This is a genomic window from Verticiella alkaliphila (assembly GCF_018904615.1).
Lineage (GTDB): Bacteria > Pseudomonadota > Gammaproteobacteria > Burkholderiales > Burkholderiaceae_B > Verticiella > Verticiella alkaliphila.
Map to the genome: position 1 here is coordinate 1 of NZ_JADCNH010000063.1, position 11,565 is coordinate 11,565.

Here is an 11,565-nt window from a genome sequence, read left to right on the forward strand (position 1 = left end):
TCTGCTTCGTGCCATCGCTTCGCTCTCCAGGCATGATCATGCCATCTGATCTGTCCGGAGTAACGGGGCAAGCCCAAACACTTATTTCATATTGACTCATTTTGCGTTGGGCGCATATCCGGGAACTTCTTGTGCCGCGTGTTGGCTCGTATTGACATGCCGCCATGCGTCCTCGTCGCCGCACACACCAGGCTACGGTGAAGGCTAGGGCTTCAACGCAACACCCAAACAGCCGACGAGCGATGCGCTCGGCAGCCTCGTGATGGACCCGATAGACTCGCGTTTGTCTCACTACCTAGCGCCCCCCAGCCCTTCTCCCATGACCGATACGCTCCAACACCTCAGCCAGCAACAACGAGAGTTCGCCAAGGAGCGCGACTGGGAACAGTTCCACTCACCCAAGAACCTCGCCTCCGCGCTGATCGTCGAAGCTGGGGAGCTCCTCGAGCACTTCCAGTGGATGACAGAAGCGCAAAGCCGCACCCTCTCCCCCGAGAAGCGGGACGCCGTGGGCAGCGAGATCGCGGATGTGCTGCTCTACCTGGTCCAGCTGAGCAACGTGCTCGGCATCGATCCTGTCAAAGCCGCGCAAGCGAAGATTCTGGTGAACGCGCAGAAGTACCCTGCCGACCTCGCCAAGGGAAGCAGCAAGAAGTACGACGAGCTTTGACGCACGGGCAAGGACGAAGACGTGATCATCTATCAGGCCAGCAAGGCTGAGTTCCTCAACCACGCCCACCGGGACAACATCGAGGACATCATGCTTCGCCACGTCCGCCACGCGGGTGTGGCCGGCGGCGGTGACAGCGAAGTCCGATCCTGGCGGGCCTCGTTGACCGAGATGGCCAAGGTCTTGATGGATGAGGAGATCCCGGATGACGTCGGGGTGGCCATCGAATACCAGTTGCCAAGTAGCTCTCAGCGCATCGACTTCATGATCACGGGTGAGGACGAGACCGGAACCCCCAAGGTGGTCATCGTCGAGCTCAAGCAATGGTCAACCTCACGCCACAGCAGCAAGGATGGCGTCGTCTGGGCACGACGTGGTGGCCGGACCAGCGAAGTCGAAGGCCCACACCCGTCGTATCAAGCGTGGTCGTATGCGGCGCGGCTGGAGGACCTCAACGCGGCCGTACACGAACGAGGCATTCGTCTGCAGCCCTGTGCCTACCTGCACAATCATCCGAGTGACGGGCACATCGATCACCCGAGCTACGGCCACCACATCGAACGAGCCCCGCTCTTTCTGAAGAGCGACAAGGACAAGCTCAGCCGCTTCATCAGCCGGCACGTGCGACGCGGCGATCGCATGAAGTCCCTGTATGCCATCGAGCATGGCCACATTCGCCCATCGAAGAGCCTGATGGACTACGTCGCCAGCCTGATGCAAGGCAAGAGCGAGTTCATCCTCATCGACCAGCAGAAGGTGGTGTACGAGTCCATCCTGCAGATTGAGAAGCAGGCGACGGCGAAGAAGCAGGTAGTGATTGTGCAAGGCGGCCCTGGCACAGGCAAGTCCGTGCTCGCGATCAACCTGTTGGCTGCGCTCATTGGCCGCGAGCGCAACGCTCGCTACGTGTCGAAGAACCGAGCCCCGCGCGCGGTATTCGAAGCCAAATTGACGGGCACGTTCACCAAGACTCGGATCGGCAACCTGTTCAGCGGATCAGGCTCGTTCACGCAAGACGAGCCTGATACCTACGACGTTCTGCTCGTCGATGAAGCCCACCGCCTCAACGAGAAGAGCGGCCTGTACCGCAACGAAGGCGAGAACCAAGTTCTCGAGATCATCCGGTCAGCCCAGTGCACCGTGTTTTTCACGGACGACGACCAACGCGTCACGATCTTCGACATCGGCCACACCGAAGAGCTAAGGCGACACGCGAGAGCGCTGGGAGCGGAGATCACTGAGCTAGAGCTGACCTCGCAGTTCCGCTGCAACGGCTCCGAGGGGTACCTGTCGTGGTTGGACAACACGCTCGCCATCCGTCCGACGGCGAACCCCACGCTGGACACCGCGGAGTATGACTTCCGCGTGTTCAACGACCCGGCCGAAATGCACGCACTCATCGCGACCAAGAACCAAGCCAACAACCGCTCTCGCGTGGTGGCCGGCTACTGCTGGCCCTGGCCGAGCAAGAAGGACCCTGAGGCGTGGGACATCCAGCTTCCGGCGTTCGGGTATCAGAAGCGATGGAACCTGAGCGAAGACGGGAGTCTTTGGATCGTCAAGCCTGACTCGGTCAAGGAGGTAGGTTGTATTCACACCTGCCAGGGCTTGGAACTGGATTACGTAGGCGTCATCATCGGCGATGACTTGACCTTTCGGGATGGGCAGATCGTCACGGACGCGGGCAAGCGGGCGTCTTCTGACCAGTCGGTCCGCGGGCTCAAGAAATTGATGCGAGAGGATCCGGAGCGAGCCCGGAATCTGGCAGATCTGATCGTCAAGAACACATATCGCACGCTGATGACGCGGGGGATGAAGGGTTGCTATGTGTACTGCACCGATACAGCGCTGGCCGAACATCTGCGTGGGCGACTTGTTTCCAACGCAGCGCCATCAAACGAAGACGTGGCAGTCTCACCCTTGTCCAACGTGGTGCCGCTGCGGACGGTCAATGATTCTCTTCGCCAGAACAGTTCGTCAGCGCTTCCACTCATCAGCATCAAGATGGCAGCGGGCGCTTTCTCGGATGTGCAGTCACTGGATGAAGTCGCCGAGGAGTGGCTTGAGGCGCCGGATTGGATCACTCCGCAGCCGGGATTGTTCGTGGCTCAGGTCGTCGGCGAATCCATGAGCAGGCGGATTCCTAATGGGTCTTGGTGCCTGTTTCGTGTGAGCCCTGGTGGCACGCGCCAGGGGAAGGTAGTAATCGCTCAGCACAGGGATATCGATGACCCTGAAACTGGCGGAAAATATACCGTCAAGCTCTACTCCAGCGAAAAAACGACAGACTCCGAAGGAAGTTGGAGGCATGAGAAAATTATCTTGAGTCCAGACTCTCTTCCTGGGCCAGGAGCAGCGCCAGCGCGCTGCCGACCGGCCCGCCGCCCAGGATGGTGATGTCGGCGTCGTCCATGGCGTCAGCGGCGCTCAGCCACGCATGATGGCTTCGATCTCGTCGGCGTCGACGGGCACGTCGCGCGTCAGCAGTTCGCAGCCTGTGTCGGTGACGAGTGCATCGTCCTCCGTGCGGATGCCGATGTTCCAGTAGGCCTCGGGCACGTCGTCGCCCGGGCGCACGTAGATGCCGGGTTCGATGGTGAGCACCATGCCGGGCTGCAGGCGGCGCCAGACGCGCTCGCCGTCACCTTCGCCATCTTCGCGGTAGTCGCCCACGTCGTGCACGTCCAGGCCCAGCCAGTGGCCCGTGCGGTGCATGTAGAAACGGCTGTAGGCGCCGGACTCGATGACGCCGTCGAGCGAGCCGGTCAGGAGCTTCGCATCGAGCATGCCCTGGGCCAGCACGCGCACGGCGGCCTCATGGGGCTCGTTCCAGCGCGCGCCGGGGCGCGTGGCCTCGGCGGCGGCCACCTGCGCGGCCACGGTCAGGTCGTAGAGCGTGCGCTGCGGGCCGCTGTAGCGGCCGTTTACCGGGAAAGTGCGGGTGATGTCGCCCGCATAGCTGTCGTATTCGCAGCCCGCATCGATCAGGAGCAGTTCACCGTCGGCCAGCACGGCGTCGCCGGCACGGTAGTGCAGGACGCACGCGTTGGCGCCGGTGGCCACGATGCTGTTGTAGGACACGCCCTGCGCGCCGCTGCGACGGAATTCATGCAGCAGCTCGGCTTCGATCTCGTACTCGTGCATGCCGGGGCGCGCGGCGCGCATGGCGCGCAGGTGGCCGGCGGCGGAGATCTGGCCGGCGCGGCGCAGTGCGGCGACTTCGCTCGCATCCTTCACGAGGCGCATGCCCGCAAGCAGCGCACGCAGGTCATGCTGGCGCACCGGCGCATGCACGCCCGCGCGCGCCTTCATGCGGGCGGCGGCCAGCCAGGCGGGCAGCTTCGCGTCCAACGCGGGGCACGAGCCCAGCGGCGCGTACAGGTCGGTCTGGCCAGCCAGCAGCACGGGCAGGCGGGTGTCGAGTTCCTCGACAGGATAGGCCTCGTCGAAGCCGAATCGCTCGGCGGCGGCGTCGGGGCCGAAGCGGTAGCCGTCCCAGATCTCGCGCTCCACGTGCTTGGCGCGGCAAAAGAGAATGGCCTGGTCGGTCTTGCCCGCGATCAGCACCAGCCACGCCTCCGGCTCCATGAAGCCTGTCAGGTAGTAGAAGTCGCTGTCGTGCCGGTAGGGGTAATCGCTGTCCAGGCTGCGGATCGCCTCCGGGGCGGTCGGCAGCACGGCGATGCCACCGCCCTTGGCGCGCAAGGTCTCGACGACGCGGCGGCGCCGGTCGGCAAACGGGGTGATGTCCTGAGCGGGAATGGGCATGGCGATACGGTGCGAAACGTCGTGGATGCTGGCTGGCAGCGTACCACGGGGGCCCGCGCGCATCGGGCTTATGCCAGGCGACCACGAGCTTATGGCAGGCGCTGCTGCGCTGTCCGTCGCATAATCGCCGATGTCTGTCCGACACACGTACAACAAGATTCGGAGATCCTCATGAAGCTCGAAACCCTGGCCCTGCACGCAGGCTATTCCCCGGAGCCGACCACGCATGCCGTGGCGGTGCCCATCTACCAGACAGTGGCGTATTCGTTCGACAGCGCCCAGCACGGGGCCGATCTCTTCGATCTGAAGGTGCCGGGCAACATTTACTCGCGCATCATGAACCCGACCAACGACGTGCTTGAAAAGCGCGTGGCCGCCCTGGAAGGCGGCGTGGGCGCGCTGGCCCTGGCCTCGGGCATGGCGGCCATCACCTACGCGATCCAGACGATCGCCGAGGCCGGCGACAACATCGTGTCGGCCAGCACGCTCTACGGCGGCACGTACAACCTCTTCGCGCATACCCTCCCGCAGTTTGGCATCGAGACGCGCTTTGCCGACCCGGCCGATCCGGAGTCCTTCGCCGCGCTGATCGACGAGCGCACCAAGGCGGTGTTCTGCGAATCCATCGGCAATCCGCTGGGCAATGTGACGGACATCGCGGCCCTGGCCAAGGTGGCCCACGCGCACGGTGTGCCGCTCATCGTGGACAACACGGTCCCCAGCCCCTACCTGTGCCGCCCCATCGAACATGGCGCGGACATCGTGGTGCACTCGCTCACCAAGTACATGGGCGGACACGGCACGAGCGTGGCGGGTGCCATCGTCGACAGCGGCCTCTTTCCCTGGGCCGAGCACAAGGCGCGCTTCAAGCGCTTGAACGAGCCGGACGTGTCGTACCACGGCGTGGTCTACACCGAGGCGCTGGGCGCTGCCGCCTACATCGGCCGGGCGCGCGTCGTGCCGCTGCGCAACACGGGTGCGGCGCTCTCGCCCTTCAATGCCTTCCAGATCCTGCAGGGCATCGAGACGCTGGCCCTGCGCATGGACCGCATCTGCGAGAACACGCTCGCCATTGCCCACTATCTGCAAGCCCACGACAAGGTGGGCTGGGTGAACTACGCAGGGCTGGACGATCACCCAGACCACGCGCTCGCGCAACGCTACATGGGCGGCAAGGCCTCGGGCATCCTGTCGTTTGGCCTGAAGTCGGGCGGGCGCGAGGCCGGCGCCCGTGTGCTCGATGCGTTGAAGCTCTTCACCCGGCTCGTCAATATCGGCGATGCGCGCTCGCTGGTCACGCACCCCGCGTCGACCACCCACCGTCAGCTGGATGATGCCGAGCTCGCGAAGGCGGGCGTGAGCCAGGACATGCTGCGGCTGTCCGTGGGCATCGAGCACATCGATGATCTGATCGCGGATCTGGAGCAGGCGCTGGCCGAGGCCTGATTGCGGTCCGGCGCAAGCGCTGTGAGACTTGGTCGCCGCCGTTCGTGACGCCTGACCGTCGGCATGCGGTTGATCGCCCGGTGGCGCCTCGCATCGCCCTGGTTCACGTCTGGCGCAGGCCGAGCGCGCTGGCCATCTGGCGCGATTGCGCGTACGTGCGGCGCATCAAGTCGGCAAAGCTTGCGCTGTCCAGATCCAGCGGCACCAGGCCGGCGGCCTCCAGATGGCGCGCGTATGTAGGATCCGCCTTGCCCGAGGCGAAGGCGCGATGCAGGCTGCGCACGGCCTCCACGTCCAGGTGGCGGGGCCCGGCCAGGCCCACGGGCGACACGTAGGCCTGACCGACGCCCAGCTCCGCCACGGTGGGCACGTCGGGATAGCGGGGCAGGCGTTCCGGCGTGAAGGTGGCGAGCAGGCGCATGGCGCCGCTGTCGACCTGGTCAGGCCAGGTGGCGCCGTCCACCATCACGTCGAGGAAGCCATGGCGCACGCCGCGCGCAACTTCGCCGGCGGTGCGCATGGCGATCGGATTCCAGCGCACCCCTTGGCGCATGCCGATGTCTTCCATGAGCAGATGGCCTGCGCTGCCGATGCCGGCCGTGCCATAGCTGATGTCGCCCGGATGCCGCCCGGCATCCTCGATGAGCTCGGGCAGATCGTCGTAGGGAGAGTCCTGGCGCACCGCGATGCCCACGGGGTAGGCCGCCAGCGGCACGACATAGCGAAAATCCGTGGCCGGGTCATATCCGGCTTCTCGCAACAGCGGTTCGCGCAACCAGGCGGGCACGCATTGCGCGAGCACGTGACGCTCGTCGCGGGCCAATCGGGTGAGGGCTTCGGCACCATGCGTCTGCGCAGCGCCTGGCCGATTGTCGATGCGCACCTCGGCGTCGTCCAGATGCGCTCGGGCGAGCTCGGCGGCCATGTGCATGAGGACATCCAGCGGGCTGCCCGACTGCGCTGGCACGATGATGTGGACGGGCCGACTGGGAAAGGGCTCGCCTTGCGCGTGGGCACGCGGCAACGGCAGGCACCAACTGGCCGCGAGGGCGGCGCCCGCCCCCAGCACGCGCCGCCGGGGCGCTTCAGGATTACCGGACTTGAGGGGGCTGGCCATCGCGTCTCCTGTGCGGGCCGCGGGTCAAGGCCATGCGGCGCCTGTTTCCCAGGATCTTAGCGCCGCGGCACGCAGCGCGCGAGACCCTGGGGAGCGACGCGTGAACCTCAGTGCGAGGCGCGCAAGTCGTCGTCGAGCGCGGTGAGGCGCGCGGGCGTGCCGACGTCGACCCAGCGCCCGTCGTGACGCGTGCCGATGACCGCGTCCTCGGCCATGGCTTCGCGCAGCAGGGGCGCAAGACGCGCCCGGGTGTGAGGGGCGATGCTGGCCAGCAGGCCGGGGTGATAGATCCCGATGCCGCTGAAGGTGAGCCGCTGGCCGTTGACGCGGGCGTCAGCGTGCACGGCGCTCACCGGTGTGCCGGCCGCCAGGTGGAAGTCGCCGTCCGGGTGCTGGGGCGGGTTGTCCACGAGGAGCAGCCAGGCGCGGCAGGCGCGGCCGTCCACGCGCGCGGCGAGTGCGGTTGCCTCGCCCGGGTCCCAGTCGCACCAGACATCCCCGTTGATGACGAGGAACGGCGCCTCACCCAGATGCGGCAGCGCCGTGGCGATGCCGCCGGCGGTCTCGAGACCGCCCGGGGCCTCCGGCGAATAGGTGATGCGCAGGCCGAAGGCGCGGCCATCGCCCAACGCGGACTCGATGCGCTCGCCCAGCCAGGCGTGGTTGATGACCACGTCAGTGAATCCTGCCGCAGCGAGTCGTTCCAGGTGCCAGACGATAAGCGGCTTGCCGCCCACAGCGAGCAGCGGCTTGGGGCAAGCGTCGGTGAGCGGGCGCATGCGCTCGCCGCGTCCGGCGGCCAGGATCATTGCCTTCATGACGCGAGCCGGGTGTCCAGGATGTCGAGCAGACGGAGAAGAGGCCGGAATACGTCGTAGTGGCTTGCCACTTGACGCACGTAGCCGTTCACGCGCGGCATGTGCTGTAGATATTGCTGCTTGCCGTCGCGGTGGTGCAGCCGGGCGAAGACGCCCAGGATGCGCAGGTTGCGCTGCAAGCCCATCCATTCCCAATCGGCGTGGAATTCGGCGATGTCGCGGGCCACGGGCAGCCCGGCACGGCGTGCGGCTTCCCAGTAGCGGATGCCCCAGTCCAGCTGCTGCGGTTCGTCCCAGGTCGTGCGCGCATCCATCACGAGCGAGGCGATGTCATAGGTGATCGGGCCCGCCAGCGCGTCCTGGAAGTCGATCACGCCGGGGGCGTGAGGCGCATCCGGCAGCGGCATCATGAGATTGGGCGAGTGGAAATCCCGGTGCACCAGCACCACGGGCTGGGCGGCGTTGCGTGCCACCAGGGCGCCGAACATGCCGTCCAGCCACTCGCGCTCCGTCTCGCTGAGGGTATAGCCGCAGTGCTTCTGCACATACCACTCCGGGAACACGGTGAGTTCCTCGGCCAGGCGGCGGGCGTCGTAGGCCGGCAGGCCCGTCGGCGGCACCTGCTGCAGGCGCACGAGCGTGTCGATGGCGTCCACGTACATCGTGTGGATGCGGCCGTGATCCAGCGGCTGCTGCAGGGCGTCGTAGAAGGTCTGGCCGCCCAGGTCCGAGAGCAGCAGGAAACCTTCGTCCGTGTTCTCGGCCAGGATGGCGGGCACGTTCACGCCGCCCGCGGCGAGCAGCCGGGCAATGTGCAGGAACGGCGCGCAATCCTCCTGAGCGGGAGGCGCGTCCATCACGATGCGTGTGCCGTGGCCCGAGTCGAGCCGGAAGTAGCGCCGGAAGCTCGCATCGCTGGAGGCCGGGCGCAGGCTGTCGGCGTTCAGGGCGAGATCGGCGGGCAGGCGGGCAAGCCAGGCGCGCAGCGCCTGCAGGCGGGGATCGGGAGTATCGGACATGATCGGGGGGCGGCGAAGGCGGGAAAGTCGGCGGCAACACTACGCATCCAGACGATGGCAGCGAGGCTCGAAACGACGCCTATAATACTTGGCCTCTTTCCGCCAACCTCGGGTGCCGCCCCAGGGCAGTCCCTCCTTCGACGCCTCCCCGTGCAATCGACTTCCTGGCCCGCCGTCCTTGCCGTCCTCGCCAGCGTGATGCTGACGGGCCCGGCTCCAGCCCGTGCGGCCGAGCCTGCCGTAGGCGCACCCAGCGCCAGTCTGCGGGTGTCCCCAGGCCTGCGCACGCACAACGAGCTCGAATCCGAGCAACTGCCCGTCTTCACCCAGGCGCAGGAGCTGCAGGGCAATCCGGACGAATCGGTCACGCTGACGGGCGACGCCCAGGTCCGCCGCAACGACGTCATCCTGAAGGGCTCGCGGATCCACTACGACCGCGCCAACGAAATCATGGACGCCCAGGGCTCCGTGCGCCTGCTGCGCGAAGGCAGCGTCGTCACGGGCCCCTCGATGCGTCTGGAGCTCGACAGCGACTCGGGCAACTTCAGCGAGCCGGAGTTCTACGTGGCCGCCACGGGCGGCAGCGGCCGCGCGCGCGAGGCCGAGTTCATCTCGCGCAATCACACCCGTCTGTACGACGCCATGTACACGGGGTGTCCGTGCCCGGAGCCGGACTGGTGGATCAAGGCGCGCCAGGTCGACCTGAAGTTCGACGAGAACGAAGGCCTGGCCTACGGCGGCGTCGTGTACTTCAAGGGCGTGCCCATCCTTGGCTCGCCGATTCTGTCGTTCCCGATCACGGACGCGCGCAAGAGCGGCTTTCTGCCGCCCACCTTCGGCATCACCACGCGCAGCGGCTTTCAGGTGACGGTGCCGTATTACCTGAACCTGGCCCCGAACTACGACGCCACGCTGTACCCCAGCATCTATGCGCGCCGCGGCGTGCAGCTGGGCGGTGAATTCCGCTACCTGCGTCCGACGTTCTCCGGCGAGATCTACGGCACGTATCTGCCGAACGATCGTGAGCGCCGCGACAACCGCTGGTACTACAACCTGCAGCACCGCCAGAGCCTGGGCGGCGGCTTCGGGCTGGCGTGGGATCTGCAGCGCGCCTCGGACGACGACTATTTCCGCGATTTCTCACGGGTGGCGCTGGACCGTGCCGCCACGGTCACGCTGCCGCAGTCAGCCACGCTGTCCTGGGCCAACGATTACTTCAGCGCGTCCATCAACCCGGTGCGCTACCAGACGCTGCAGGACATCGATTCGCCCATCACGCCCCCCTTCGACACGCTGCCGCGCATCTCTTTCGCCGGCCAGCGCTACAACTGGAACGGGTTCGATGCGGTGATGACAGGCGAGGCCACCCGCTTCGTGCGCTCGCCCTGGCTGGGCAGCATCCAGGGCCTGCCGGACGAGAAGGGCTCGCGCTACACGATCTACCCGACCCTGTCGTATCCCATCGCGCGTGCCGGCGGCTTCATCATCCCGAAGATCGGTGTGCACGCGTCGCGCTACGACACACGCTTCAACCAGTCGCAGTACTTCGATCCGAATTCCGGTGTGGGCGGCGTCACGAGCTTTGACGTGGCGTCGGCCAGCCGCGTGCTGCCGATCGCCTCGCTCGATACAGGTCTGATCTTCGAGCGCCAGGGCCGGCTCTTCAACCGCGACGTCACCCAGACGCTCGAGCCGCGGCTGTACTACCTGTACGTCCCGTACAAGGATCAGTCCATGCTGCCGGTGTACGACACGGCGAACGCGGACTTCAGCTTTGCGCAGGTGTTTTCGGAGAACATCTTCTCGGGCGGCTGGGACCGTATCGCCAACGCGAACCAGGTCACCGCCGGACTCACCTCGCGCTGGATCGATAGCGCGAGCGGCGTGGAGCGCGCCCGCGTGTCGGCCGCGCAGCGCCTGTACTTCACCGACCAGCGGGTGACGCTGCCGGGCGAGAGCGCGCGCTCTGACCGGCGCTCCGATTACCTCTTCGAGGTCTATGGCGCGCTCACGGAATCGTTGAGCGGCCAGGCGACCGTGCAGTACAACCCCCACGAGAGCCGCTTCGAGCAGGCAAGCGTGAGCGGGCGCTGGGATGCTGCGCGCCTGGCCACGGTGTACACCGCCTACCGCTATCGGCGCCCCTCCTTCCTTCAGGAAGGGCAGGAGCAGGCGAGCGTGGCCTTCCAGTGGCCGTTCTCGCAACGCTGGAATGGCGTGGCCCGCCTCGACTATTCCCTGCGCGACAGCCGCTTCTCGCAAGTGCTGGGCGGCGTCGAGTACAACGGCGGCTGCTGCTGGACGGCACGGGTCGTCGGCCAGCGCTATGCCGTGTCCAGCGAGTCGTCCAATACCGCGTTATTCTTCCAGCTGGAGCTCAACGGCCTGGGCGCCCTGGGGACGAACCCCATGGAAACCCTGCGCCGCAATATCCCTGGCTATCAGTCCGTGACGCCCCCGGTCACGCCGGGAACGCCATTCGAACGCTATGAGTAAGTAGCGCCGCTGCAGTGGGGCGCCGCGTCATCGGTGCCGGCGCGCCCTTTGTTTGGAGCAAGGCAACACATCATGCAAGCAAGGCTTATCAGGAATCTGCTGGCGTTCGCGCTGTGCGCGGCCACCGGTGCGGCAAGCGCGCAAGGGCTGCGCCTGCCTGGCGAGGCAGCCCCCAGCCTGGGTACCACCTCGACGCCGCCCGCCGCGCAGCGCGCCACGCCCGCCACGCCG

8 protein-coding genes are annotated in these 11,565 nt (G+C 66.4%); 4 read left to right on the forward strand and 4 right to left on the reverse strand.

Annotated elements, in window-relative coordinates:
• Positions 1 to 319 precede the first annotated feature (319 nt).
• Together IMZ29_RS21375 and IMZ29_RS21380 are read left to right on the forward strand one after the other, a co-directional pair.
• On the forward strand, positions 320 to 670 hold the full coding sequence (locus tag IMZ29_RS21375) for a nucleotide pyrophosphohydrolase (RefSeq protein WP_216188144.1): 351 nt from the start codon (positions 320 to 322) through the stop codon (positions 668 to 670).
• A 21-nt stretch (positions 671 to 691) separates the two neighbouring features.
• Positions 692 to 3,067 carry a DNA/RNA helicase domain-containing protein gene (locus tag IMZ29_RS21380; RefSeq protein ID WP_216188146.1) on the forward strand — a complete coding sequence of 792 codons (2,376 nt, stop codon included), beginning with the start codon at positions 692 to 694 and terminating at the stop codon, positions 3,065 to 3,067.
• A gap of 30 nt (positions 3,068 to 3,097) precedes the next feature.
• Here the strand turns inward: IMZ29_RS21380 and IMZ29_RS21385 are convergent, their stop codons facing one another.
• Positions 3,098 to 4,438, reverse strand: coding sequence for an aminopeptidase P N-terminal domain-containing protein (locus IMZ29_RS21385; protein WP_216188148.1), 1,341 nt, complete (start codon positions 4,436 to 4,438; stop codon positions 3,098 to 3,100).
• 171 nt (positions 4,439 to 4,609) lie between these two features.
• Here IMZ29_RS21385 and IMZ29_RS21390 point away from each other — a divergent pair, with 171 nt between their 5' ends.
• Positions 4,610 to 5,884 (forward strand): O-acetylhomoserine aminocarboxypropyltransferase/cysteine synthase family protein, encoded by a 1,275-nt coding sequence (locus IMZ29_RS21390; RefSeq protein ID WP_216188150.1) that lies wholly within the window; start codon positions 4,610 to 4,612, stop codon positions 5,882 to 5,884.
• A gap of 103 nt (positions 5,885 to 5,987) precedes the next feature.
• Here the strand turns inward: IMZ29_RS21390 and IMZ29_RS21395 are convergent, their stop codons facing one another.
• The 3 genes from IMZ29_RS21395 to IMZ29_RS21405 all read right to left on the reverse strand — a co-directional run bounded on the left by IMZ29_RS21395 (position 5,988) and on the right by IMZ29_RS21405 (position 8,838).
• Positions 5,988 to 7,001, reverse strand: a complete 1,014-nt coding sequence (locus IMZ29_RS21395; RefSeq protein ID WP_216188152.1) for a tripartite tricarboxylate transporter substrate binding protein — start codon at positions 6,999 to 7,001, stop codon at positions 5,988 to 5,990.
• Positions 7,002 to 7,108: 107 nt separating this feature from the next.
• Entirely contained in the window at positions 7,109 to 7,819 is a 711-nt protein-coding gene (gene murU, locus IMZ29_RS21400; RefSeq protein WP_216188154.1) for an N-acetylmuramate alpha-1-phosphate uridylyltransferase MurU, read from the reverse strand.
• Positions 7,816 to 8,838, reverse strand: coding sequence for an aminoglycoside phosphotransferase family protein (locus IMZ29_RS21405; RefSeq protein WP_216188156.1), 1,023 nt, complete (start codon positions 8,836 to 8,838; stop codon positions 7,816 to 7,818). The genes murU and IMZ29_RS21405 overlap by 4 nt, the downstream gene beginning before the upstream one ends.
• Positions 8,839 to 8,988: 150 nt before the next feature.
• Here IMZ29_RS21405 and IMZ29_RS21410 point away from each other — a divergent pair, with 150 nt between their 5' ends.
• A complete protein-coding gene (locus tag IMZ29_RS21410) occupies positions 8,989 to 11,334 on the forward strand; it encodes an LPS-assembly protein LptD (RefSeq protein ID WP_371820386.1) in 2,346 nt (781 codons plus the stop codon).
• Positions 11,335 to 11,565 lie beyond the last annotated feature (231 nt).